Genomic DNA, 24,471 nt, shown 5'->3' with positions numbered 1-24,471 from the left:
AAACAGGGGGAGGTCGAGTGGGTCGGGGTGCCCCCTCGCGGTGCGGCAAGATGGTCGCGTGGCTGACGTTATCGACATCGACAATCCTGCGGACCCCAGGCTGGACGACTTCCGGGATCTGAACTCCTCGGACCGTCGACCCGACCTGCCCGACGGGAAGGGCCTCGTCATCGCCGAGGGCGTGCTCGTGGCGCAGCGCCTGTTGTCGTCACGGTTCCAGCCGATCAGCCTGCTCGGGGTCGATCGCCGACTCGACGAACTGTCAGCCGACCTCGACGGCGTCGAGGTGCCGTTCTACCGGACCTCGGCAGAGGTGATGGCGGAGGTTGTCGGGTTCCACCTCAACCGCGGCGTGCTCGCTGCCGCGCATCGTCCGCCCGCCCTCGATCTCGACGCCGTGCTCGAGGGTGCCCGCACCGTCGCGGTGCTCGAGGGAGTCAACGACCACGAGAACATCGGTTCGATGTTCCGAAATGCTGCCGGGCTCGGGGTGGACGCGGTGCTGTTCGGTGACCGCTGCGCAGATCCGCTGTACCGGCGCGCCGTGCGGGTGTCGATGGGACACGTGCTGCGGGTGCCGTTCGCCCGGGTTCCGGAGTGGCCGCACGGGCTTCAGCGGCTGCGGGACAAGGGTTTTCAACTCATCTCCCTGACACCGAACCCCTCGGCGACCACGCTGGCGGAGGCGATGACTGGGGAGAAGGTGGCGTTGCTGCTCGGCGCGGAGGGGCCCGGGCTGTCGGAGTACACGATGCGCAAGACCGATGTCCGGGCCCGGATCCCGATGGCCCCGGGCACCGATTCGCTCAACGTGGCGACGGCGGCGGCGATGGCGTTCTACGAGCGGGTCCGGCTCGGATGAGCGGTCCGGCGCTCGTTGTCGCCGGATTCTCGGCGGTGCTCGTCACCGTGGCGGTGATCGCCTGCGGCGCAGCGATGATCGCGGTTCACCCACTGCTCGCCCTCGTGGTGAACGTGGTGGTGGTCGCCGGGGTGGCCCCGACGGTCTGGCAGTGGCGCCAGGTGCCGGTGTGGCGCTGGGTGGTGTACGGCGCGGTCGCGGGTGTCGTGGCCGGTTGGCTCGCGCTGGTGTTCGGCGCCCGCTGAGCGCCGGTCAGCCGGCCAGTCGACGCCACCACTTGCGCAGTCCCCGGATCTCGGGTTCGTCCGGCGAGGTGAGCGGTTCCTCCCCGGACGCGTACAGGGTGAATCCGCACACGGCGAGGTCACCTGCCGAGAGTTCGGCGTCGGGCGTTGGCGGACAGTGGCTGAATCCGAGCCATTGTGCGTTCGCGGCGTCCGCGAACTCGCCGGGATCGAAGGGCAACGACTGGGGGTCGGGGAGCGTGGCGATCGGGTGGTGCGCCGGATGCTCACCCGCCCAGAACTCGCGCTCCCAGACCAGTGGCAGGCCGACGTTCTCGTGGATGAAGGACGAGGTCGCGCTGAACGAGCGACGAAGCGCGCCGCGTTCCCAGTACGCGAACGCACCCCACGGTGTCGCGGCGTCCGCACTGACCAGGTAGGTCCGTTCGGAAGCCAGTGGGCGCGTCCATGATTCGTCGAGCAGTGACGGCTTGTTCAGGGCCAGATTCGGTCCGCACACCACGGTCAGTCCCGGGTAGCTGCCGATGAAGATCTCGCGACCGGTGGGCGCGGCGGAGCCGGCAAGCGGAGCGGAATGTAGTGGCACGGCCACCGTTTCGGGATACATCCGTCCGGCGAGGGCGTGGGCGGCCTCGGCGTCGGGTTCGGGGAGTTCCCGGAGCACCGCGGCGGGGTCGGGGGCGTCGACGTACCAGATCGTTGATGCAGTCGGCCCCACCGCGTACCCCGCTTTCGTCACCTTCCTACGAGGGTACGACGCTCACGCCCGATTTCTCGTCGGCGCACCGTGCGTCCGCCGAGTCGCGGTCGGCGCCGGGGTGTGGGGCGGTGAGCGGATCCACGCCGGGACGGTGCGGCACCGTCCCGAGGAACTCGTCGAGGATCGTCCAGGTGGTGTCCCGTGCTCCGGGGCCGGCGACGAGGCCGAGGTGGCTGCCGGGCACCGCCTCGAACCGGACGTACGGCGACCCGGTCAGCAGGTCGGTGATCGGGGCGACCGCCGCGGCCGGCGCGATCACATCGGTGGTGCCGCCCACGCCCAGCACCGGCACGGTCACGTCGGACAGTGTCACCGTCCGGGACCCGAACCGGAATCGACCTTCCGCCAATGAGTTTCCGAGGATCAGCTGCGAGCACATCTGGTGGAAGACGCGGGCCGGGTAGCCGGGCATCTCGGCCATGAACCGGTCGATCGCCTCCATCCGTGCGAGGGATTCGGTGTTGCACAGGTTGCGGGCGACGAACCACGGCTTGAGCAGTTCCCGGTGCGGTGCGGTGGCCCGGTACGTGGCCTGGACGATCGGTGCGGGGAGGCCCCCGAGCATGCGGGTGACCGCCGTCAGCGGGCGTTCCGTCGTGATCCGGCCGATCATCCGCAGTGGACTGATCACGGGGATCCGGGTGTAGTCGACGGGGGTTCCGATCACGGTCACGGAGCGGATCGGAAGGTCGGCGTGGGCGGCGGCGGTGAGCAGTGAGATGGTCCCGCCGAGACTCCAGCCGACGAGATCGACCTCGGCGCCGGCGTGCCGGTCGCTGATGTGACGGAGTGCCTCCGGCACGATGTCGTCGGCCCACGCCTCGAAGCCGAGGTCGCGGTCGGCGGCGGTCATGGTGCCGTAGTCGAGGAGATACGGCGCGTGTCCCCCGTCGGCCAGGTGTGCGGCCAGGCTCTGTCCGGGGCGCAGGTCGTAGCAGGTTGCGGGTACCGCCAGCGGGGGAACGAGCAGGATCGGGCGCGTTCCCGGCGTGGGCTGGGGGCCGAACCGGTACAGGTCGCGGTGCGGGCCGGAGCGGAGCAGTTCGGACGATGTGTGGCGGATCGGGGCGACGCCATCGCCCAGCGTGAGCGCCCAGGCGTTGCGGGCGGCGACGGCGACGTCGTCGAGGGCCGGAAGTCCGGCCGTGAGTCGCGTCCAGTCGAGCGTGAGCAACGTTCGTCCCCCTCCGGTAAATGTGACCGAAGGTTACAATAAGTCGCCGGGGGAGCGATAGGCGTCCCGATCGACGGGGTCGCCGAGTCGAAGTCCGGGACAGGAAAACTTGCGGAAGCAGGTGTGGCCCGGCGGGCATCGGGCACACCAGAGCCATGACACCCATCGGAGGCGGAGCGCACCGGGGGGCCGACATCGGAGGCCGGTTGCTCACACACGCCGGCGACCGCGACACCGAAGCATTCCTCGACGAAGTTGCGTCACTGGTGATGCCCGACGGGGTCCATCACGGCCACTACGGGTGCGTGGTCGACTGGGTGGTGACCGCTCTTGCCCGAGTGGTCGTCGACAAAGTGGATCCACTGGTCGACGCCGGTGACCTGGTCATCGCCGTCGAGGTGCCGGACGGTCGGATGGTGCCGGTCGATCGGCTGCCCGCGCCGGCCTGCCACGTCTGGACCGGTGTCGTCGACGTGCTCACCGGACAGGGCGACAAGGTGTCGGCCGATCTCGCGCCGCTGGTGTACGCGACCGCGGAGTCGGGGCAGGCCCGCGCGCTGATCGATGCGGTCGCCTGGCTGGACCAACTCCTCGCCATGCCGTCACCCGAGCCGGATCCGGACGCGGCCGCCGGCTAGTCGAGAGTTGCCGGGAAGCGAGCTGATCGACGGGGTCGGCTAGCCGCGTCCGCTGCTCCGAACGCCGAGCAGCACGTCGTCCCAGGACGGCAGGTGCGGCTTGCCGCGCTTGTCCTTGCCGCCCTGGTGCTGCGGGGCCTGCCGGGGCTGCGGTGCCTCTTCGTCGCTGTCCCCGACGTCGCCGACCGCGTCGGCATCGAAATCGGCCTCGACCTCGGGTTCGGCAGGTCCCTCCGGCTCGTCGGCAGGGGCGGGGGACTCGATCGCGAGGGGCGCGAGACCGCGCAGCGGCCGGCCGAAGTCGGGATCGATCAGGTCGGTTGCCGCGGCGTCCAGCGCGGCGATGGTCCCGCCGTGCGTGTCCGGCTGGTACCGCCAGTGTGCGGCATTGCGGGTGCGGCCCGCCTGCCACTGCAACTGGGCCACCCAGTGGCCGTCCTCGTCGCGCCAGGCATCCCAGCTCGCGTCGTCGAGGTTGTGGCCGCGGGCGCGGAAGGCCATCGCCACGATCTCGGCCAGGGTCTGAACGGTCGGGCCGTTGTCCCGAACCGGATGACCGCCCTGCGCCAACTGCGCGGCACGGGCACGCTCGAGCAGGACCGGATGCGCGAACCCTTCGATGCGCTTGATCGAGACGCCCGCCTCGCCGGCGACCTGTTCGACGGTGGCACCGGCCCGGATGCGGGCCTGGATTTCGCGAGGGCGCATCTGGCTCTCGGACTCGATTTCGATCTGCCCGAAACGGGCTATGTCGCCGCGGGATGCGGCTCGCAGCTTGTCGTCGGCGGGGATCCGGAACCGTTCTCCGGTCTCGGGATCGGCGCACACCACGTGCGATCCGCCGGGCTCGAGTCCGATTACGGAGAGCTCTCGCACATTGACCTCCTCATCGCGTCGATTTCGCGACATTGCCCGCGCCGACTGTAATCCACCCGTGATGCCGAGGGGGTGGCGACACGCCACTCCCGGTGAGGTCGTTGCATACGTCGGGAGTTATAGTCTCTAGTTCTCCTTGAGGGTTGGGCGCTTTGCGGCGTGCCCGGCCGGCCGCGGCGTTACGATCGACACACCGATGTCGTCGACGCCAACGAAGGTCATCAGCGATGGTCGAGCGCAGTCCGCAGGTGTCCGGAACCGCCTCGCCCGCACGGCGTGCCTTCGACGCGTTCGCCTCGCTGCTCGACGGTCCATTGACCGGACTGACGCCGTGGATCGTGCTCGCGGTGTTCGAGGGGCCGGGTCGCCTGGAGGTGGCCGCCGGCGTCGCACTGGCCATATCGGTGCTCTTCCTCGTCGTGGATCGGCTGCGAGGGCGGTCCACGAAACTGCTCGCGGTCGTCGACGTCGTCTTCTTCGCGGGATTGGTCGCACTCCATTTCGCGCTGGACGAGGCCGGGCAGGACTGGATGGAGACGTGGATCGGTGAGATCGCCAACATCACGCTGTTCCTGATCGCCGTGGGCTCCATGCTCGCTCGGGTGCCGTTCACGGTGCAGTACGCCCGCGAGGAGGTCGACCGGGAGTTCTGGGCGACGCCCCTGTTCCTGCGGGTGAACTACGTGATCACCGGCGCGTGGGCTGTCGCGTTCCTGGTCGCGGCGATCGCCGGGTTCTACGGGGACGCGGTGCTTGGCGACAGCGACAACATCTGGACCGGCTGGGTGATCCAGACCGCCGCCATGCTCTGCGCGCTGCAGTTCAGCCAGTGGTACCCGGACGTCGCGACGGCCCGTGCCGCCGCGACGGCGGGCGAACCCGGCGAACCCGCGCCGGGGTGGGCCGAGTTCGTCGGCCCGCTGACCACCTGGCTGATCCCGATCGGCATCATCACTCTCGCGATGGACGGTGGTCCGACCTGGCTCGGCGTGGCGTTCATTGTGGCAGGGATCGGAGCAAATGCGTTGCTGCGCAACGTCGGTACGAAAGAGAAGGTGGTGTCGTGACCGAGTTGACCTCGGACGACCTGGCATACCTGCACAGGGCACTCGCATTGGCCGTCGAGACCGGCGACGCCGGCAACCGGCCGTTCGGTGCCGTCGTCGTGGACGCCGCCGGCGTGGTCGTCAGTGAGGGTGCGAACTCGGTGGCCACCTCGGGGGACGTGACCGAACACGCCGAACTCGACGCGATCACCACCGCGTGCGCGGAGGGCAACGCCGACCGGCTGGAGGGCGCAGTCGTCTACGCGTCCGGGGAACCGTGCCCGATGTGCGCCGCGGCGATGGTGTGGGCCGGGGTGCGCCGGGTGGTGTACGCGGCCTCGGCCGCCGCGTTCGGTGAAATCCTCACCGGTGGGCCGCGATTCGACCTCGGTTGCGCGGACGTCATTCGGTCCGCTCGCGCCGGCGTGGAGGTGAGTGGGCCCCATCTCGGGGACGATGCCCTCGAACCGTTCCACCGCTTCGTCGCCGAACAGCACACCCGGCCCTGACGGCGTGCAGTCGTCCTCGCGCCGCCCGACCCGCGGTCCTGCCAGGATCTGCGGTCCTGACAGAATCTGGGGAATGTCGAATCGAAACAACATCTCCTCCGGCTCCGACTGGGAGGCGAAGATCGGGTACTCGCGTGCCGTCCGCATCGGGCAGCAGGTGTCGGTGTCCGGCACCACCGCCTCGGGCCCGGACGGACCGGTCGGCGGCGACAGCCTGGCCGAGCAGACCCGCGAGGCCCTGCGCCGCATCGTCGGCGCGCTCGCCGAGGCCGGTGCCAAGCCCGAGGACGTCATCCGTACCCGCATGTTCCTCACGGACATGAGCCGTTGGGAGGAGGCCGGCCTCGCGCACGGCGAGGTGTTCGGCGAGATCCGCCCCGCCACCACCATCCTCGAGGTCAGCAAGCTCATCGACGCGGACCTGCTCATCGAGATCGAGGCCGACGCGATCGTCTCGGAGTAATCCCCACCGCGTAATCCCCACCGCGCGGGTCAACCACCCCCCTTGTTGACCGAATGTGGGATTCGATCAGTCCAACTGACCGAATCCCACATTCGGTAGGTGGGGTGGGGTGGGGCGGGACGGGTGAGGGTGCGCTCGTGGTCGCGGGGTGTGAAGTGATGTTTGAGCGAGTCGATTTCCCAGGCCATCGCCACGTCGTCGATCCATCCGTCGGGGGTGGCGATGAATTCTGAGGTTGCGGTTTCTACCGGGCGATTGTGAACCATCGGCGGGAGTCCGCTGCGGGCGTAGAGTTTCTGCGCCTCGATCTCGGCGACGGAATGTGCGCCTGCTCCCAGCTCTCGCAGCACCGATCGCGGCAGCGCGGTACCACGGCAGGAACCTTCGGAGAGTTCGATTGCCAATTCGTCCACCGTCGTTCCACCGCGCTGGACGACCTCCGACAGCAGTGCCCGGCAGTCGTTCGTGACCCGCGAACGGCGGGCGGCGTCGAGCGCTGCTCGGGTGATCGGGGCGCACCGGAGGGTTCCCTTGGTTACGGGTTCAGGCAGGCGCCACGTGCGTTCGATTCTGACGAATGCGTTCGACAGCCTGTATCGCTCCGCGGGTATCAGCAGCAGGATGTCGCTCATCGACGCCGACCCCCGGTAGCCGTGGGCGGTGAGAGCGGCATGCCCCGTCAGCACACTGTCGTCGCCGCCGTACATGAGCGCTGCCGTATTGCGTTGGAGTGTCGTCGGAAATCCGTTGTGCAGGAGAATTATTCCGGGGAGGAGGCGCTGCCAGAGGCCGCCCGGCCGGCATCGCCCGGTGATGGTTCCAGGAGCCACCCCGAGGGCGAGCAAGCGTGCGGTGCGGATGACACCGTTGCGGCTGTGCGCCGACAGGTACTCGACGTCCGAGGCCCACGTTCCTCGTTTCATCCGGCCATGGTGCATGCAGCTCCTGTCGGAGGATCCGTCCTGACCAGGGGGTTCGGCGGACCTGTGGATGCGCGTCCGGCCCTGTGGACAACAGGAGGCTCGCGGCCGGTGATCTGACCGAATGTGGGATTCGATCAGTCCAACTGACCGAATCCCACATTCGGTGGGGCCTGGGGGAGGTGGGTGGCGACGGTGCGGTGGGGTCCCGGCCGGAATCCCGCACTGTCAACTGAACTGCATCACGCCGTCGTCGAGGGTGCGGTGGCGCAGGGTGACCAGGTCGTGGACGTAGCTCATCCCGAGCTGCCACGGCGGGCGGGACCCGGACCGCGGGAACTGGTCGACCGAGCGCTGCACGTACCCGGCCTCGAAGTCGAGCAGCGGGCGGGTGGTCAGCGTCGGATCGTTGTTGACGGGCACGCATACCGTCTCGCCGCGCTCGTCCATCCGCGTGAGCAGCCGGCAGAAGTACTCGGCGACGAGGTCGGCCTTGAGCGTCCACGAGGCGTTGGTGTAGCCGATCGTGAACACGAAGTTAGGGACACCGCTGAGCATCATGCCCTTGTAGGCCAGTGTGTCCGGCAGCGACACCGGCTCACCGTCGACCGACAGCTCCGCGCCGCCGAAGATGAGCAGGTTCAGCCCGGTCGCGGTGACGATCACGTCGGCGTCGAGTTCGGTGCCGGACTCGAGCGCGAGGCCACGTTCGGTGAACGACGCGATGCGGTCGGTGACGATGGACGCCCTGCCGTGACGGATGGCGCGGAACAGGTCGCCGTCGGGCACCAGGCACATCCGCTGGTCCCACGGGTTGTAGCGCGGGGTGAAGTGGGTGTCGATGTCGTAGCCGGCGGGCAGCTGCCGCTCCTGCGCCCTGCGCAGCACCTTCTTGACCACCCCGGGCAGGCGTTGGCTGAGCTGGTAGGTGACGGTCGAGAACCCGATGTTCTTCCAGCGGGCTATCGGGTACGCGAGCCGGTTGCCCAGCACCCGTCGCAGCGCGTTGGCGATCGGGTCCCGCGCAGGCAGTGACGCGATGTAGGTGGGGGAGCGCTGCAGCATGGTGACGTGCTCGGCGTCGGTGGCCATCGACGGAACGAGGGTGACGGCGGTGGCGCCGCTGCCGATCACCACCACCTTCTTGCCGGTGTGGTCGAGATCGGCGGGCCAGTGCTGCGGGTGGACGATCTCGCCGCGGAAGCGCTCGGTGCCCTCGAACTTCGGGGTGAATCCCTCGTCGTAGCGGTAGTACCCGGTGCAGGCGTACAGGAAGCGGGCGGTCAGCGTCACCGTCTCGGCGCCGTGCTCGGCCGTCACCGTCCACAGTCCGTCGTCCGACGACCAGTCGGCGCGAACCATGCGGTGCCCGAACCGGATTCGCTTGTCGATCCCGGCCTCTGCCGCGGTCGCGCGGACGTACTCGAGGATCGCGGGGCCGTCCGCGATGGACTTCTCGTCGGTCCACGGCCGAAACCGGTAGCCGAGGGTCTGCATGTCGGAGTCGGAGCGGATGCCGGGGTAGCGGAACAGGTCCCAGGTGCCGCCGATCGCGTCGCGGGCCTCGAGGATCGTGTACGACCGGCCGGGGAACGCGTCCTGGAGGTGGTGGGCGGCGCCGATGCCGGACAGTCCCGCTCCGATGATCAGGACGTCGACGGACTCTTCGGGCGAAGTCTCGGGCAAGGATTCCGGGGTTCTGGCGCTCACGGCGTTCTCCGATTCTCTGCCAACTTGTGTGTGAATCACGGTATCACTCACATCTGCGGGTGGAGACGAAAACAGCCCCCGGCGTGTGAACTGCTCCCCGGAAGTTGGACTGAGAAATTCAGTTCCGACTTACGGGGAGCAGTTCTATGCATGTGCGAAGTTCGCTTTCTGAGGATCAGCGGGCCGAGGCGGTAGCGTTGTTCGAGGCCGGTTGGGGCTATCGCGCGGTCACGACTCAGTTGGGTGTCAGCGGTTCGGCCATCGAAGGTCTCTATGACCGGTGGCGGGTTCGAGGCATGGGAGCGTTGGTGGCCAAACCGGACAAGCGGTCGTTCTCGTTCGAGTTCAAACTCGTTGTGGTGCAGCGTTTCCTTGCCGGCGAGACGAAAGTCGAGCTTGCCCGCGAGTTCGACCTGTCGACACCGAAGCTGATCGAATCGTGGGCGCGGAAGTATCGCAACGAGGGCGAGGACGGGTTACGCCCGAAGCGGTCGGGACGTCCACCGAAGTCCATCGACTCCGAGCCGACCGAGCGCAGTGAGCTGGAGCGGCTGCGGGCGGAGAACGAACGGTTGCGGGCCCAGGTTGCGTACCTGGGAAAATTGCGTGCCTTGAGGGTGCAGGAACGACGGTGAGGGTCCGCGCTGTCATCTCCCTCAAGGCACAGTACCGCCTGGACGTGTTGCTCGACGTTGCCGGGCTTGCACGGTCGACGTTCTTCTATCACCAGGCCCGGCTGCGGGAACCGGATCCGGACGCGGAACTGAAGACCGCGATCACCGAGGTGTTCGAAGACAACCACCGACGTTACGGGCATCGCCGTGTCCACCGTGTGTTGGTCAACGCCGGGTGGAAGGTGGCGAAGAAGACCGTGCTGAAGCTGATGCGTGCGCTCGGATTGCTCTGCCGGGTGCGCCGGAGGCGAAGATACAACTCGTATCAGGGGGAAGTCGGGATGATCGCTCCGAACCTCTTGGAGCGCGACTTCGAAGCCGACGCACCGAATCAGAAGTGGGTCACCGACGTGAGCGAGTTCCGTATCGGTGACAAGAAGCTGTACTTGTCGCCGGTGATGGACTTGTTCGATCGACAGATCATCGCCTACTCGGTCGGCACGTCGCCGAACCTGCAGCTGACCAACAGTTCCCTGCGTGATGCGATTGCCACCCTCAGCGAGGGAAGGACACCCACGGTGCACTCGGACCAGGGATTCCAGTACCAGCACCTGTCCTGGAGGAGCCTGCTCGCCGACGCCGGTGCGACCCAGTCGATGTCCCGCAAGGGAAACTGCTACGACAACGCCGTGATCGAGAACTTCTTCGGCCATCTCAAAGAGGAACTGTTCCACCACGTCCGGTACCTGACCGTCGATGCACTCACGGCCGCGTTGCACGAGTACATCCACTGGTACAACACCGACCGTATCTCGACAAAGCTCGAGGGCCTGAGCCCGGTTCAATACCGGGCTCAGGCCCTCACCGCCTAGGCTTCCGATTAGCCAGTCCAACAATCGGGGACCAGTTCAGTGCGGCCGGGGGCTGTTCACAGGGCGATCGGGGCTCAGAGCTGGCCGACAACCCAGTCGATGCTCTTGGTCAGCTGGCTGATGTCCTCGGGGTCGATCGCCGGGAACATGCCGATGCGCAGCTGGTTGCGGCCCAGCTTGCGGTACGGCTCGGTGTCGACGATGCCGTTGGCGCGCAGGATCTTCGCGACTGCGGCGGCGTCGACCTCGTCCTTGAAGTCGATGGTGCCGACGACCTGCGAGCGCAGCGCCGGATCCGCCACGAACGGGGTGGCGAACTCGGACGCCTCGGCCCACTCGTACAGCCGCGACGACGAGTCCTTGGTGCGCGCGGTGGTCCAGTCCAGGCCGCCGTTGGAGTTCATCCACGCGATCTGGTTCTCGAACATGAGCAGCGTCGCCAGGGCCGGGGTGTTGTACGTCTGGTCCTTGGTGGAGTTGTCGACCGCGATCGGCAGCGACAGGAAGTCCGGGGTCCAGCGGCCCGAGTCCTTGATCTCGGCGACGCGCTCGAGCGCGGCCGGGCTCATCAGCGCGATCCACAGGCCGCCGTCGGCGGCGAAGCACTTCTGCGGTGCGAAGTAGTAGACGTCGGCGTCGGCGGCGTTGACCGGCAGGCCGCCGGCACCCGAGGTGGCGTCGATCGCGATGAGCGCGTTCTCCGAACCGGCCGGACGGCTCACGGGGACCGCGACACCCGTCGAGGTCTCGTTGTGCGCCCAGCCGATGAGGTCGACGGAGCCGTCGGCGACGATCTCCGGCGCGGTGCCCGGGTCGCTCGAGACGACGATCGGGTCGCCGATGAACGGGTTGCCCTTGGCGACGGAGGCGAACTTCGAGGAGAACTCGCCGTACGTGAAGTGCTGCGACCGCTCACGGATCAGGCCGAACGCCGCGGCGTCCCAGAATGCGGTGGAGCCGCCGTTGCCGAGCACGACCTCGTAGCCCTCGGGCAGCGAGAACAGATCGCGCAGGCCGGAACGCACACGCGCCACGACGTCCTTGACCGGCTTCTGGCGGTGGCTGGTGCCGAAAACGGAGGCGCCCACCTCCACCAGCGACTGCAACTGCTCGGGACGGACCTTGGAGGGTCCGCAACCGAAACGGCCGTCGACGGGCTTGAGGTCGGCGGGGATGATCGGGGTGCTCATCAGCGATGTGTCCTTACTGCGTTGGAGTGACGAGACGTGCGAGGTGGGCGGGGACGGCGGGGCCTGCGGCTCAGCGGGCGATCTTGTCCCAGCCGGCGACGGACTCGGGGGAGCGCGGCGCGGGGCCGGTGTAGATGGCGGCCGGGCGGACCAGCTTGCCGAGACGCTTCTGCTCGAGGATGTGCGCGCACCAGCCGGCGGTGCGGCCACAGGTGAACATCGCGGGCATCATCGCGGCCGGGACCTCGGCGAAGTCGAGGATGACCGCGGCCCAGAACTCGACGTTGGTCTCGATGGCGCGGTCCGGGCGCCGCTCGCGCAGCTCGGCGAGGGCGGCCTGCTCGAGCGCGGCCGCGACCTCGTAGCGCGGCGCGTTCAGGCGCTTGGCGGTGTTGCGCAGCACCCGGGCCCGGGGATCCTCCGCGCGGTACACGCGGTGCCCGAAGCCCATCAGCTTCTCCTTGCGGTCGAGAATGCCCTTGACCAGCGCGCGGGCGTCGCCGCTGCGCTCGGTCTCCTCGATCATCGGCAGCACGCGCGCCGGGGCGCCGCCGTGCAGCGGGCCGGACATCGCGCCGACCGCGCCGGACAGCGAGGCCGCCACGTCGGCGCCGGTGGACGCGATGACGCGGGCGGTGAAGGTGGAGGCGTTCATGCCGTGCTCGGCGGCCGAGACCCAGTAGGCGTCGATCGCGGCGACGTGCGCCGGATCCGGGTCGCCCTTCCAGCGGACCATGAACCGCTCGGTGACGGTCTTGGCCTCGTCGATGCGCTGCTGCGGCACCGCGGGCTGGTAGATGCCGCGCGCGGACTGCGCGACGTAGGACAGTGCCATGACGGCGGCGCGGGCCAGGTTCTCCCGGGCGGTCTCGTCGTCGATGTCGAGGAGCGGCTGGAAGCCCCAGATCGGCGCGAGCATCGCCAGGCCGGCTTGCACGTCGACGCGGACGTCGCCGGTGTGGATGGGCAGCGGGAACGGCTCGGCGGGCGGCAGGCCCTGGCCGAACTCGCCGTCGACGAGCAGTGCCCACACGTCGCCGAAGGTCACGCCCTGGCCGACGAGGTCCTCGATGTCGACGCCGCGGTAGCGCAGCGCGCCACCGTCCTTGTCGGGTTCGGCGATGTCACTGGTGAAGGCGACGACGCCCTCGAGTCCTGCGACGAAATCCTCGGGTACTGCCGCGCTGGATGCCATTTCTCGTGGATTCTCCTCGTCCGAGTGCCGCCGGTCCGGGCCGCACTGAGCCATCACCGTCCTGCGGGTGTGCATGCATGGTGTGCAGCACGTGTCGCCGCGGTCACCGAAGAACTCTATCCCGTTCGGCGTCGCCGATGAGCAGGGCATACCCGGGAGTAACGTGTTCGGCTGTGTCGTCCGATGCCGAACCTCCCGCCGCGGAACCCGTCGATCTCGCCGCGATGCGGGTCGCGTACCAGGCGCAGGAAGTGAATTCGCCTGCCCACGAATTGAACCTGGATGTCGTGACGGTCGCCGACGGCTGGCTGCCGCTGCTGCAACGGTGGATCGACCAGGCGACGGCTGCGGGCATCGCCGAGCCGAACGCGATGGTGCTGGCGACCGTCGACGCCGACGGCAGGCCCGCGTCGCGCACGGTGCTCTGCAAGGGCCTGTCCGAGGACGGGCTGGTCTTCTACACCAACTACGGCTCGAACAAGGCTCGGCAGCTGGACCGGTTCCCGTACGCGTCGGCGACGTTCGCCTGGACCGCATTCGCGCATCAGGTCACGGTGCGCGGCGAGGTGGGCCGGGTACCGGACGAGGTCACCGCGGAGTACTGGCGGACCCGCCCGCGCGGCTCCCAGCTCGGGGCGTGGGCGTCGGAACAGTCCACCCCCATCGACTCGCGCGCCGCGCTCGACGCCCGCCTGGTCGAGGTCACCGAACGTTTCGCCGACCTGGACGAGGTACCACGACTGCCGGACTGGGGCGGTTTCCTGCTCCGGCCGCGGACGGTCGAGTTCTGGCAGGGCCGCGCCAACCGCATGCACAACCGGGTGCTCGTCACCCGTACCGGCTCTGGCTGGACCGCGGAGCGCCTGCAACCGTGACCGGGGGACCCCGGCGTCGGCTGCTCGCCGACGTCACACCGCTGCGCGAACCGCACTACCGGCGCCTGTGGGTGTCCGGCATCGTCACGGTGATCGGCGCCCAGCTCAGCGTCGTCGCGGTGCCGCAGCAGGTGTACGAGATCACTCGCAGCTCCGCGTACGTGGGGCTGACCGGGGTGTTCGGCCTGGTCCCGCTCGTCGTGTTCGGGTTGTGGGGCGGCGCGCTGGCCGACGTGATGGACCGGCGCCGGCTGATCACGATCACCACGATCGGGCTGATCGCGACGTCGGTGCTGTTCTGGCTCCAGGCCGCGGCGGGCATGAACAACGTGTGGCTGGTGCTCGGGCTGTTCTCGCTGCAGCAGGCGTTCTTCGCGGTGAATCAGCCGACCCGGGCGGCGATCATTCCGCGGCTGCTACCGGGGGAGCAGCTGCCTGCGGCGAACTCGCTGAACATGACGGTCGTGCAGTTCGGGGCGATCGCAGGCCCGCTGCTCGCGGGGGTGCTGATCCCGACCGTCGGCCTGCCGAGCCTGTACCTGATCGATTCGATCGCCCTGCTGGCGACGCTGTGGGCGGTGTCGCGGCTGCCCGCGCTGCGACCGACCGGTCCCACCACCCGGGCGGGCCTGCGGTCGGTCCTCGACGGGTTCTCCTACCTGTCCACCCAGAAGGTGCTGCTCGCGTCGTTCGTCGTCGACATCATCGCGATGGTGTTCGGGATGCCGCGGGCCCTGTTCCCGCAGATCGCGCACGAGACGTTCGGCGACCCGGCGTCCGGGGGTGTGGCGCTCGGCCTGCTGTTCGCGGCGATGTCTGCGGGTGCGGTGGTCGGCGGCGTGTTCTCCGGCTGGCTGCCCCGCGTCCGGTACCAGGGCCGCGCGGTCGTCGCCTGCATCGTGGCGTGGGGCCTGGCGATGGTCGGTTTCGGTGTGGCGGTCGGTCTCGCGGACCCGGAGAGCGGTCCGCTGCTGCTGTGGATCGCGCTGGCGTTCCTCGCGTTCGGCGGCGCCGTCGACATGATCTCGGCGGCGTTCCGCTCGACGATGCTCCAGCAGGTCGCCCCCGACGACATGCGCGGCCGGCTGCAAGGCGTGTTCATCGTCGTCGTCGCGGGCGGTCCGCGGATCGGCGACGTGCTGCACGGCGCGGCGGCGTACGCGTTCGGGACCGCGGTCGCCGCCGCGGGCGGTGGAGTCCTGGTCGTGATCGGGGTGGTCGTCGCCTGCCTGCTGTTGCCGGCCTTCCTGCGGTACCGGGTCGAGCGCGCCCAGCTCGTGTGAAACACCCGGCCGCCCGAAAGTTGTCGCGATGTCGTGCGATTCGTGGACACTGGCCTCATGCGTGTGCCCGTGTACGAGATCCGATTCGGCGACTACCAGGCGGAGGTGGTGGCCCGCGGTGCGGGCCTGCGGCTGCTCACCCACGCGGGACGGGCACTGACCGAGACCTGGCCCGCGCAGGAACGGCCACCGCTGTCCGCGGGGCTGGTCCTCGCGCCGTGGCCGAACCGGATCCGCGACGGCAAGTTCTGGTTCGACGGCGTCGACCACCAGTTGGCGCTGACCGAGCCGTCCCGCGGCAACGCGATCCACGGCCTGGTCCGCCGCGACGACTGGGAACTCGTCGAGCACTCCGAGCACCGGGTCGAACAGCGCATCCGGATCGGGCTGCACAAGGGTTGGCCGTACCCGTTGCAGCTGACCGTCGTACACGAACTCGGCGCGGACGGGCTCACCGTCTCGCACACCGCGACCAACGTCGGCGCCACCCCCGCACCGTTCGGCCTCGGGGTGCACGCGTACCTGCGGGCCGGTGACGTCCCTCTCGACGAGTGCACCCTGCGGCTGACGGCGGGCACCAGGCTTCCGCTCGACCCCGACCGGATGCTGCCGAGCGGACCGTCGCAGTCGGTGTACGACACCGAGTACGACTTCACCGTGCCGCGCCCGCTCGTGGGGGTCTCGCTGGACACCCCCTTCAGCTCGATCGTCCCCGACCCCGACGGCCGGGCCAGGCACGAGCTGCGGGCCCCGGACGGGTCCGGAGCGATGCTGTGGACGGACCGGGCATTCGGTTGGGTGCAGGTGTTCATCGCCGACCCCGCGAACGGTCAGGGCTACCCGGACCGCGGCCGGGCGTTGGCCGTCGAACCGATGACGTGCCCGCCGGACGCGTTCAACACCGGGATCGACCAGGTTGTGCTCGCGCCGGGCGAACGCTGGTCGGGCAGCTGGGGCATCGCCGCGGCGTGACCCAATCGCCAGGTCAGGGCATTTCGTTACGTCCTGACCCGGGCGAAACGGTGACCCACCCTGGGCGGGCACGGGTAACTGCGACTAGGTTCTCTAAGCGACTGACTATTGCAACTCGCAAAGCCTCGAGTTTGAGAGGGATCCTCCGTGCCCGCTGTCGATGACACCACGCCCACGCTCAGCTACCCGGGTGGCGCACACTCGATGTCCATTGCCAAGGCAACCGAAGGCAATGACGGCATCGAGCTGGGCAAGCTCCTTTCCGCGACGGGGTACACCACCCTCGATCCCGGATTCGTCAACACCGCCTCCACCAAGTCGGCGATCACCTACATCGACGGGGACCAGGGCATCCTGCGTTACCGCGGGTACCCGATCGAGCAGCTGGCGGAGAGCTCGACCTTCATCGAGGTCAGCTACCTGCTCATCTACGGCGAGCTGCCGACCACCGACGAGCTGGCGGCGTTCACCACCCGTATCCAGCGGCACACCCTGCTGCACGAGGACCTCAAGCGGTTCTTCGACGGCTTCCCGCGCAACGCGCACCCGATGCCGGTGCTCTCGTCCGCGGTGAACGCGCTGTCGGCGTACTACCAGGACTCTCTGGACCCCGACGATCCGGAGCAGGTGGAGCTGTCCACCACGCGCCTGCTGGCGAAGCTCCCGACGATCGCGGCGTACGCGTACAAGAAGTCCGTGGGCCAGCCGTTCCTGTACCCGGACAACTCGCTGTCGCTGGTGGAGAACTTCCTGCGGATGACCTTCGGGTTCCCCGCCGAGCCGTACGCGGTGGACCCGGAGATCGCCAAGGCCCTCGACATGCTGCTGATCCTGCACGCCGACCACGAGCAGAACTGCTCGACGTCGACGGTGCGCATGGTCGGCTCGTCGGACGCGAACCTGTTCACCTCGGTGTCCGCGGGCATCAACGCGCTGTGGGGCCCGCTGCACGGTGGTGCCAACCAGGCCGTGCTCGAGATGCTCGACGAGATCAAGGCCAGCGGCGGCGACACCAAGGAGTTCGTCCGCAAGGTCAAGAACAAGGAAGACGGCGTGAAGCTCATGGGCTTCGGGCACCGCGTCTACCGCAACTACGACCCGCGTGCCGCGCTGGTCAAGAAGGCCGCGGACACCATCCTGTCCAAGCTCGGCGGCGACGACGAACTCCTCGACATCGCGAAGGCCCTCGAGGAGACCGCGCTCACCGACGAGTACTTCATCGAGCGCAAGCTGTACCCGAACGTGGACTTCTACACGGGTCTGATCTACCGCGCGATGGGCTTCCCGACGCGCATGTTCACCGTCCTGTTCGCAATGGGCCGGCTGCCCGGCTGGATCGCGCACTGGCGCGAGATGCACGAGGATCCGGCCACCAAGATCGGCCGCCCGCGGCAGATCTACACCGGCTACACCGAGCGCAACTACGTCGATCTGGGGAACCGCTGATGAGCAACGCACCCGAAATCGAGCCCTGGGAGGGCCCCGCGCCCACCGAGCTGGTCATCGAGGACATCACCGTCGGTGACGGCGCCGAGGCCACGCCCGGCGCCAAGGTCGAGGTCGACTACCACGGTGTCGAGCTCGACAGTGGCGAGGTGTTCGACTCCTCGTTCCTGCGCGGCGAGTCCATCACCTTCCCGCTCGCCGGCCTGATCGCCGGTTGGCAGGAGGGCATCCCCGGCATGAAGGTCGGCGGTCGCCGCAAGCTGGTCATCCCGCCGGAGCTCGCCTACGGCCCGGCCGGCTCCGGCCACCAGCTGTCCGGCAAGACGCTGATCTTCGTCATCGACCTGCACGACGTCGTGGTGCCGCCGCCGGTGCCCGAGGTGGCTCCGGCCACCGGCCCGGCGCCGACCGAGCTGGTCATCGAGGACATCACCGTCGGTGACGGCGCCGAGGCGCAGCGCGGCGGGGTCGTGGACGTGCACTACCACGGTGTCGAGTACGACACGAACGCCGTGTTCGACTCCTCGTTCCAGCGGGGCGACTCGGTGAAGTTCCCGCTCGGCCGGCTGATCCCGGGCTGGCAGGAAGGCATCCCCGGCATGAAGGTCGGCGGTCGCCGCAAGCTGACCGTCCCGCCGGAGCTCGCCTACGGCGCCGCCGGCTCCGGGCACCCGCTCGGTGGCAAGACGCTGGTCTTCATCATCGACCTGCTCGGCACCAACTAGGTCACTCGCTCGAAAGGCCCCGTACCGCAAGCGGTACGGGGCCTTTCGCGTCCTGTGCCCTGCCACGCGCGGCTCGACAGGAGAAGCACGCAGCCTGCTCAGGGGCGATTGGGGAACTCGAACACCAGCCGCACTCCGCCGAGTTTGCTGTCCTCGAACCATGCTCGGCCGCCGTGCAATTGGGCCTGCTGGGCGACCAGGGCCAGGCCCAGCCCCGAGCCGCCCGTCGCGGCGCCGGAGCCGCGGCGGAACCGTTCGAAGACGATCTCGCGCTCGGTCGCCGGGATGCCGCGGCCGTTGTCGTCGACGGTGAGCCGGACCGTGCCGTCCCACCGCCGGTGCACCGCAAGCACCACCTCGGTGGCGCCGCCGTGCCGGACCGCGTTCGCGGTCGCGTTGTCCACCGCCAGGCGCATCCCGGCGGGCAGGCCGCGGATCACCAGTGACGGGTCGGCTTCGACGCGGACCGTCAGGTCCGGGTGCAGACGCTCCGCGTCGTGCGCGGCGGCATCGCACAGTTCGGCGAGGTCGGTGGGCACGTGGTCCCGGTCGCTGGACAGTTCGCCGGACGCGAGGCGTTCGAGCGCGGACAGCGTGGACTCCACCCGGCCCTGGGTGCGCGCGAGGTCGGCGAGGATCTCGCGGCGCTGCGTCTCGTCGAGTTCGAGGGTGGACAGCACCTCGATGTCGGTGCGCATCGCGGTCAGCGGGGTGCGCAGCTCGTGCGCGGACGCGGCCGCGAAGTCTCGGGCGGTCTCGAGGGCGGCCTCCGTCTGGCCCTGCGCCTCGGCGATCCGGGTGAGCATCTTCTCGATCGCGAGGGCCAGTTCCTCGGCCTCGCGGACGCCGGAGACCTTCGTGGGTTGCGGTGCGTCACTGCCGATCTGCTGGGTCAGCTTCACGATCGGGCGCACCGCACGACCACCGAACACCCAGCCGAGCCCGAGGGCCGCGGCGATCGCGAACACCCCGGCGATCAGGACCCACTTCCGCTGATCGGTGGTCACGTCCTGGGCCTCCGAGGCGGGCACCGCGAGCGACATCAGCATCGGTGTGTCGGGAATCTCGTTGGTTGACACGCGATAGTCCGTGCCGTCGACCCGCACGGTCTCGGCGCCGACGTCGACGGCGGGCAGCCGGGTGGGGGTACTGGCGATGACATCGCCGGTGCCGGTGGAGCGGATGGTGATCGCGAACGCGCCGCCGTCGCCGAAGGACGGCAGGAACGACGCGGCCGTCGCGATGTTGCCGATCAGCACGCTGGACGCGGTGTCGAGTCGACGGTCCAGTTGGGCGATGTTGTTCCGCGAGATCGCGATCGAGACGAAGATGCCGAGCAGCGCGACGATGACGGTGGCGCCGAGCGCGGCCGCGGCGGCGACGCGGGCCCGCAGTGAGTAGGACCGCCGCCGGCTCACCGCGGCGCCCTCACGGCCGTCGTCCTCACGCGGGGTCCCGGAGCACGAAGCCGACTCCGCGGACGGTCTGCAGGATGCGGGGGTGCCCGTGTGCCTCCAGCTTGCGGCGCAGGTATCCGACGAACACGTCGACGACGTTGGTGTCGGCGACGAAGTCGTACCCCCAGACCAGCTCCAGCAGTCGTTCGCGGGTGAGGACGACGCCGTGGTTGCGGACCAGGACCGCCAGGAGCTCGAATTCCCTTTTGGTGAGATCGATTTCGTGGCCGTCCAGGACGGCGCGCCGCCCCGGCATGTCCATGACGAGCGACCCGACGGTGAGGCTGCCCTGGGCCGTCCCGGTCGGTCCGGCGGGCTGAACCGGTGCTGCGCGCCGGCGCAGCATCGCGTTGATCCGGGCGACGAGTTCGGCGAGCACGAACGGTTTGACGAGGTAGTCGTCCGCGCCCGCTTCGAGTCCGGCCACCCGGTCGCCCACCGAGGAGCGGGCACTGAGCACGCAGATGGGGATGTCGTTGCCCATCGCCCGCAGCGCCGTGACGACGCTGGCCCCGTCGAGGACGGGCATGTTCATGTCCAGCACCACGGCGTCGGGCGCGCGGTCCGCGACCACGGACAGCGCCTCCGCCCCGTCGCCGGCCGTCAGGATCGTGAACCCGGACAGGCGCAGGCCACGGCGAAGGGAGGAGAGCACGTCCTCGTCGTCGTCGACTACCAGGACGGTGGCGGATGCGGTCTCGGTCACCCCGCCATTGTGCATGTTGCGGGGGTCCGCGCGGTCCGCGTGACCCCGGCGGTGGCGTACGGGCCGAGCGGCACGGCCACCGCCCCGGTCCCGGTCGCCGGGTGCGGGTCGGTGGCCGTGCCCGGCGACCTACGAGGTCGGGCCGAGGAGCCGCGCGAGCGCGTCGAGGACGGCGGGGTCCTCGATGGTCGACGGGACCGCGTAGTCCTCGTGGTCGGCGATCTGCCGCATCGTCTTGCGCAGGATCTTGCCGGAGCGGGTCTTCGGCAGCGCCTGCACAACCGTCACGTCGCGGAACGTGGCGACCGCGCCGATCTGGTCGCGGACCATCGCCACCAGTTCGGTGCGCAGCACCTCGTGGTCGATGTCGGCGCCTGCCTTGAGCACCACGTAGCCGCTGGGCCGCTGACCCTTGAGGTCGTCCTTGATGCCGACCACTGCGCACTCGGCGACCGCCACGTGCTGCGCGACGACCGCTTCCATCGCGCCGGTGGAGAGCCGGTGTCCGGCGACGTTGATCACGTCGTCGCTGCGGCCGAGGACGAAGACGTAGCCGTCGGCGTCGATGTAGCCGGAGTCGCCGGTCAGGTAGTAGCCCTGGAACGTCGACAGGTACGACTTGACGTAGCGCTCCTCGTCGCGCCACAACCCGGCCAGCGTGCCCGGCGGCAACGGCAGCTTGATCACGATGTTGCCCTCGGTGCCCGGCGCGACCTCGGTGCCCTCACCGTCGACGATCTGCACCCGGTAGCCGGGCACCGACACCGTCGGCGAGCCCGCCTTGATCGGCATCGGCTCGAGCCCTCGCAGGTTCGCGCAGATCGCCCAGCCGGTCTCGGTCTGCCACCAGTGGTCGATCACCGGGACACCAAGCTTGGCGCCGGCCCACTCGTAGGTGTCGGGGTCGAGCCGCTCGCCTGCCGCGAACAGTGTGGTCAGCGAGGAGATGTCGTACTTGGCGAGCTCGGCGGCCTCCGGGTCCTCCTTGCGGATGGCGCGGATCGCGGTCGGCGCGGTGAACAGCGCACGGACCCGGTGCTGCTCGATGACGCGCCAGAACGCGCCCGCGTCGGGGGTGCCGACCGGCTTGCCCTCGTAGACGATCGTGGTCGCGCCGACCAGCAGCGGTGCGTACACGATGTAGGAGTGCCCGACGACCCAGCCGACGTCGGAGGCCGTCCACATCACCTGACCGGCGCCGATGTCGTAGATGTTGCGCATCGACCAGGCCAGCGCGACCGCGTGCCCGCCGTTGTCGCGGACCACGCCCTTGGGCTTTCCGGTGGTGCCCGAGGTGTAGAGGATGTACAGCGGGTCGGTGGCGGCGACCGGGACGCAGTCGGCCGGGGCGCCCTCGGCGATCGCGGCGTCCCAGTCCAGCCAGCCGTCGTGGTCGGCGGCGCTGCCGGGGATCTGTTCGCGGTCCTTGACGATGATCGTCGCGGGAGCCTTGCCGGTCAGCCCGAGGGCCCGCTCCACCATCGGCAGGTACTCGATCGTCCGGCCCGGCTCGAGACCGCCTGACGCGGTGATCAGGGCCTTCGGCTCGGCGTCGTCGATGCGGGCGGCGAGCTCGGCGGCGGCGAACCCGCCGAACACCACCGAGTGCACGGCACCGATGCGGGCGCACGCCAGCATCGCGATCGCGGCCTCCGGGATCATCGGCATGTAGACCACGACGCGGTCGCCCGCGGTGATGCCCTGGGCGGCGAGGACTCCCGCGAACCGAGACACCTGGTCGAGCAGTTCCGCGTAGGTGTAGGTGCGGGTCGTGCCGATCATCGCGGAGTCGTAGATCAGCGCGGCCTGGTCGCCGCGCCCGGCGGCGACGTGCCGGTCCAGCGCGTTGAAGCAGGTGTTGAGGCGGGCGTCGGGGAACCACCGGTACATCGGCGCCGCGGAGTCGTCGAGCGCCTTGGTCGGAGCGGTCACCCAGTCGATGGCCTCGGCAGCCTTGAGCCAGAAGCTCTCCGGTTGCTCGACGCTCTCGCGGAATGCCTCGGCGTAGGCGCCGTTCGCGTGCTCGACTGCACTCATCGACTCGTGTCCTCTCCTTGCCCGTGTGCCCGCATCTGCGATGCGCACTGCACAGCATCTGTGATGCGCACTACACCCTAGGGGATTTGCCCGCCCCCACATGCCTGGTCGGCGGGTCGGGCCGACACGGTGCGGCGGGCGGCGGTGAATTGTCGGTGAACGGCGCCGTCGGGCGTTGCGCGTCTGCGCCGGTTCCTGCCCGTACGGTGGGAACCATGACGCTGCTCGCCGAGGACCTGCTGCTGCTCCTGCTCGACGACGACACCGGCAAGCCCGTCGTGGACGGGGCCACGCTGCCCCGGGTCCTCGCGGGAGCGGTCCTGCTCGATCTCGCCATCGACGGGATCGTCGAACCGGCGACGGGGGACGGGGACGTGAAGAAGGGGCGGCTGGTACTGACCAATCGGACGGCGCCGCTGGACCCGATCCTCGCGCACGCCGTCGCGCAGCTGCGCGGATCGAAGCCGATGAAGCCGGAGCGGGCCATCGAGAAGCTCGGCACCGGCCTGAAGGAGGCTGTGCTCGGCCGGATCGTCGAGCGCGGCTGGGTGCACGAGTCCAAGGGCAGGCTGCTCGGCATCTTCCCGACGAAGACGTGGCCGTCCGTGGACGCCACCCACGAGCGGGTGGTTCGCGACAGGCTGTGGACGGTCCTCGTCGACGGTGCCGCGCCCGACCCACGCACCTCCGCGCTGGTCTCGCTGCTGTCCGCCGTCGACGCGGCGCCGAAGGTGTTCCCCGACGCCGGAAAGAAGGCGATCCGGAAGCGCGCCAAGGAGATCGCGAACGGTGACTGGGCCGCCGTCGCCGTCCACCGGGCCGTCGAGGCCGTGAACGCGGCCGTCATCGCCGCGGTGATCGTGCCGTCCGTCGCGGCGGGTGGCAGCTAGCCGGGTTCCGGGTGAGTTGTGTGGGATTCCTCCCGGAATGCGGCAGGAATCCCGCATTTTCATCCGAGCGCGGCGACGATCTGCCCGAGGACCCGGTCCGGGTCGTGGTGCAGCTGGTGCCAGCTGAACCGCAATAGGTGCCAGCCTGCGTTCACCAGGACGTTCTGCCTCTCGAGATCGTGGTTGAACCGTTCGACGTCACGGTGCCAGGCCCAGCCGTCCACCTCTATTGCGACCCGGGGGCGGACGAAGGCGACGTCGATCTCGTAGCCGCAACTGGTCAAGTGCGGTTTCCATCCGGTGATCCCCGCCCGCCGCAGCAGTCGGTGGATCATCCGCTCGGCTTCCGACGCACCGCCCTCGCCCGCCGAGTGGAGTAGTTTCGCGGCGGCCACCGTGCCGCGCCGACCGGAGTTCCGCTCGTGCACGGCCTGCAGGATCGGCAGGGTCGTGTGCCTTTGCAGCGCGCGGTCCATCATCACTGAACCCGACCTCAATTCGACCGCCGCTTCGAGGACGGTTAGGGACAATTCGGTGCAGCGCAACGATTTCAGGTGCCCGATGTCGACCCACTCCAGGTCACGCCTGCGGATCCGTACGTTCTTGCGGGAGCGGACTGTGCGACATCGAGGAACGGTCACGTCGCACCGAGCCGGCGGTCTCTCGATCAGTCCGTGCCACCAGGCTGCGCTCGGGCCGCATGCGACGGAGTCCGACCCGGCGCCGTACACGGCCGCCCGGAGTCGGACCGCGGCGCTATGGGGTCGATCGGCGCGAAGGTAGATGCCGGTATCCAGGCGTCGCCATTCACCCGACGCGACCCGTCTGCTGACGGCGGAGTCGCTCATCCCGGCGTGCAGTGCTTGGCGCAGTGTGATCACGCCGTCCTGCCTGGCCATCGTCGAGTGCACACGATTCGGGGTCATGCCCGGTTTGGACGCACCGAACGGCCGCGGGTTCCGTTCGACACGGAAGATGTGGGATTCCGCCCGGAATGCGGGAGGAA

The 24,471-nt window shown here is 69.2% G+C and carries 25 protein-coding genes and 1 pseudogene; 15 read left to right on the top strand and 11 right to left on the bottom strand.

Annotated elements, in window-relative coordinates:
• Positions 1-58: 58 nt before the first annotated feature.
• Together ACWEPG_RS08355 and ACWEPG_RS08350 are read left to right on the top strand one after the other, a co-directional pair.
• On the top strand, positions 59-862 hold the full coding sequence (locus ACWEPG_RS08355; protein WP_450115223.1) for a TrmH family RNA methyltransferase: 804 nt from the start codon (positions 59-61) through the stop codon (positions 860-862).
• The gene (locus tag ACWEPG_RS08350; RefSeq protein ID WP_450132983.1) at positions 859-1,107 is read left to right on the top strand and encodes a DUF2537 domain-containing protein; all 249 of its coding nucleotides are present in this window, start codon (positions 859-861) and stop codon (positions 1,105-1,107) included. Before ACWEPG_RS08355 ends, ACWEPG_RS08350 begins: the two co-directional genes overlap by 4 nt.
• 7 nt (positions 1,108-1,114) lie before the next feature.
• Here the strand turns inward: ACWEPG_RS08350 and ACWEPG_RS08345 are convergent, their stop codons facing one another.
• Complete coding sequence (locus tag ACWEPG_RS08345) at positions 1,115-1,846, bottom strand: DUF6928 family protein (RefSeq protein WP_452594219.1); 732 nt, start codon at positions 1,844-1,846, stop codon at positions 1,115-1,117.
• Positions 1,847-1,850: 4 nt separating this feature from the next.
• Positions 1,851-2,951 (bottom strand): alpha/beta hydrolase, encoded by a 1,101-nt coding sequence (locus ACWEPG_RS08340; protein WP_452594259.1) that lies wholly within the window; start codon positions 2,949-2,951, stop codon positions 1,851-1,853.
• A gap of 245 nt (positions 2,952-3,196) precedes the next feature.
• On the opposite strand from ACWEPG_RS08340, the gene ACWEPG_RS08335 reads away from it, so the two are divergent.
• Positions 3,197-3,679, top strand: coding sequence for a hypothetical protein (locus ACWEPG_RS08335; RefSeq protein WP_450132980.1), 483 nt, complete (start codon positions 3,197-3,199; stop codon positions 3,677-3,679).
• A gap of 39 nt (positions 3,680-3,718) precedes the next feature.
• Here ACWEPG_RS08335 and sepH read toward each other — a convergent pair whose 3' ends face one another.
• A complete protein-coding gene (gene sepH, locus ACWEPG_RS08330; protein WP_452594218.1) occupies positions 3,719-4,555 on the bottom strand; it encodes a septation protein SepH in 837 nt (278 codons plus the stop codon).
• A 227-nt stretch (positions 4,556-4,782) separates the two neighbouring features.
• Between sepH and ACWEPG_RS08325 the strand changes: the two genes are divergently transcribed.
• The 3 genes from ACWEPG_RS08325 (at position 4,783) to ACWEPG_RS08315 (ending at position 6,573) form a co-directional block, all read left to right on the top strand.
• Entirely contained in the window at positions 4,783-5,622 is an 840-nt protein-coding gene (locus ACWEPG_RS08325; protein WP_452594217.1) for a hypothetical protein, read from the top strand.
• Complete coding sequence (locus tag ACWEPG_RS08320) at positions 5,619-6,110, top strand: nucleoside deaminase (protein ID WP_452594216.1); 492 nt, start codon at positions 5,619-5,621, stop codon at positions 6,108-6,110. The genes ACWEPG_RS08325 and ACWEPG_RS08320 overlap by 4 nt, the downstream gene beginning before the upstream one ends.
• Positions 6,111-6,183: 73 nt before the next feature.
• The gene (locus ACWEPG_RS08315) at positions 6,184-6,573 is read left to right on the top strand and encodes a RidA family protein (protein ID WP_450115230.1); all 390 of its coding nucleotides are present in this window, start codon (positions 6,184-6,186) and stop codon (positions 6,571-6,573) included.
• 29 nt (positions 6,574-6,602) lie between these two features.
• Here the strand turns inward: ACWEPG_RS08315 and ACWEPG_RS08310 are convergent, their stop codons facing one another.
• Together ACWEPG_RS08310 and ACWEPG_RS08305 are read right to left on the bottom strand one after the other, a co-directional pair.
• Positions 6,603-7,496 (bottom strand): hypothetical protein, encoded by an 894-nt coding sequence (locus tag ACWEPG_RS08310; protein ID WP_450115231.1) that lies wholly within the window; start codon positions 7,494-7,496, stop codon positions 6,603-6,605.
• A gap of 225 nt (positions 7,497-7,721) precedes the next feature.
• Positions 7,722-9,203, bottom strand: coding sequence for a flavin-containing monooxygenase (locus tag ACWEPG_RS08305; RefSeq protein ID WP_450115232.1), 1,482 nt, complete (start codon positions 9,201-9,203; stop codon positions 7,722-7,724).
• Between the two features lie 146 nt (positions 9,204-9,349).
• Here ACWEPG_RS08305 and ACWEPG_RS08300 point away from each other — a divergent pair, with 146 nt between their 5' ends.
• Positions 9,350-9,838 (top strand): helix-turn-helix domain-containing protein, encoded by a 489-nt coding sequence (locus ACWEPG_RS08300; RefSeq protein ID WP_450113113.1) that lies wholly within the window; start codon positions 9,350-9,352, stop codon positions 9,836-9,838.
• On the top strand, positions 9,835-10,689 hold the full coding sequence (locus ACWEPG_RS08295; RefSeq protein WP_450113114.1) for an IS3 family transposase: 855 nt from the start codon (positions 9,835-9,837) through the stop codon (positions 10,687-10,689). Before ACWEPG_RS08300 ends, ACWEPG_RS08295 begins: the two co-directional genes overlap by 4 nt.
• Positions 10,690-10,763: 74 nt before the next feature.
• Here the strand turns inward: ACWEPG_RS08295 and serC are convergent, their stop codons facing one another.
• Both serC and ACWEPG_RS08285 read right to left on the bottom strand, forming a co-directional pair.
• On the bottom strand, positions 10,764-11,879 hold the full coding sequence (serC, locus tag ACWEPG_RS08290) for a phosphoserine transaminase (protein ID WP_450115233.1): 1,116 nt from the start codon (positions 11,877-11,879) through the stop codon (positions 10,764-10,766).
• Between the two features lie 70 nt (positions 11,880-11,949).
• Positions 11,950-13,074: a citrate synthase 2 gene (locus tag ACWEPG_RS08285; RefSeq protein ID WP_450115234.1), complete on the bottom strand. Its 1,125-nt coding sequence runs from the start codon at positions 13,072-13,074 to the stop codon at positions 11,950-11,952.
• Positions 13,075-13,247: 173 nt separating this feature from the next.
• Between ACWEPG_RS08285 and pdxH the strand changes: the two genes are divergently transcribed.
• The 6 genes and pseudogenes from pdxH (at position 13,248) to ACWEPG_RS08255 (ending at position 18,375) form a co-directional block, all read left to right on the top strand.
• Complete coding sequence (gene pdxH / locus ACWEPG_RS08280) at positions 13,248-13,949, top strand: pyridoxamine 5'-phosphate oxidase (protein WP_452594215.1); 702 nt, start codon at positions 13,248-13,250, stop codon at positions 13,947-13,949.
• Positions 13,946-15,232: an MFS transporter gene (locus tag ACWEPG_RS08275; RefSeq protein ID WP_452594214.1), complete on the top strand. Its 1,287-nt coding sequence runs from the start codon at positions 13,946-13,948 to the stop codon at positions 15,230-15,232. Before pdxH ends, ACWEPG_RS08275 begins: the two co-directional genes overlap by 4 nt.
• Positions 15,233-15,289: 57 nt before the next feature.
• On the top strand, positions 15,290-16,204 hold the full coding sequence (locus ACWEPG_RS08270; protein WP_450115237.1) for an aldose 1-epimerase family protein: 915 nt from the start codon (positions 15,290-15,292) through the stop codon (positions 16,202-16,204).
• 147 nt (positions 16,205-16,351) lie between these two features.
• A complete protein-coding gene (locus ACWEPG_RS08265) occupies positions 16,352-17,650 on the top strand; it encodes a citrate synthase (protein WP_450115238.1) in 1,299 nt (432 codons plus the stop codon).
• Positions 17,650-18,003, top strand: a pseudogene (locus tag ACWEPG_RS08260) (FKBP-type peptidyl-prolyl cis-trans isomerase); the annotation flags it as partial. The gene ACWEPG_RS08265 and the pseudogene ACWEPG_RS08260, both read left to right, overlap by 1 nt.
• A gap of 18 nt (positions 18,004-18,021) precedes the next feature.
• Positions 18,022-18,375 carry an FKBP-type peptidyl-prolyl cis-trans isomerase gene (locus ACWEPG_RS08255; RefSeq protein WP_450115256.1) on the top strand — a complete coding sequence of 118 codons (354 nt, stop codon included), beginning with the start codon at positions 18,022-18,024 and terminating at the stop codon, positions 18,373-18,375.
• Between the two features lie 98 nt (positions 18,376-18,473).
• On the opposite strand, the gene ACWEPG_RS08250 is transcribed toward ACWEPG_RS08255, so the two are convergent.
• The 3 genes from ACWEPG_RS08250 to ACWEPG_RS08240 all read right to left on the bottom strand — a co-directional run bounded on the left by ACWEPG_RS08250 (position 18,474) and on the right by ACWEPG_RS08240 (position 22,575).
• The gene (locus ACWEPG_RS08250) at positions 18,474-19,793 is read right to left on the bottom strand and encodes a sensor histidine kinase (protein ID WP_450115239.1); all 1,320 of its coding nucleotides are present in this window, start codon (positions 19,791-19,793) and stop codon (positions 18,474-18,476) included.
• Positions 19,794-19,818: 25 nt separating this feature from the next.
• Positions 19,819-20,553 carry a response regulator transcription factor gene (locus ACWEPG_RS08245; RefSeq protein WP_450115240.1) on the bottom strand — a complete coding sequence of 245 codons (735 nt, stop codon included), beginning with the start codon at positions 20,551-20,553 and terminating at the stop codon, positions 19,819-19,821.
• A 114-nt stretch (positions 20,554-20,667) separates the two neighbouring features.
• Complete coding sequence (locus tag ACWEPG_RS08240; RefSeq protein WP_450115241.1) at positions 20,668-22,575, bottom strand: propionyl-CoA synthetase; 1,908 nt, start codon at positions 22,573-22,575, stop codon at positions 20,668-20,670.
• 215 nt (positions 22,576-22,790) lie between these two features.
• Between ACWEPG_RS08240 and ACWEPG_RS08235 the strand changes: the two genes are divergently transcribed.
• Positions 22,791-23,465, top strand: coding sequence for a GOLPH3/VPS74 family protein (locus ACWEPG_RS08235; RefSeq protein WP_450115242.1), 675 nt, complete (start codon positions 22,791-22,793; stop codon positions 23,463-23,465).
• Between the two features lie 59 nt (positions 23,466-23,524).
• On the opposite strand, the gene ACWEPG_RS08230 is transcribed toward ACWEPG_RS08235, so the two are convergent.
• Complete coding sequence (locus ACWEPG_RS08230) at positions 23,525-24,391, bottom strand: DUF559 domain-containing protein (protein WP_452594213.1); 867 nt, start codon at positions 24,389-24,391, stop codon at positions 23,525-23,527.
• Positions 24,392-24,471: the final 80 nt, after the last annotated feature.

The organism is Rhodococcus sp. NPDC004095 (assembly GCF_053604015.1).
Note: the sequence above shows the minus strand (reverse complement) of the source record. Positions and strands in the feature narration are given on the sequence as shown.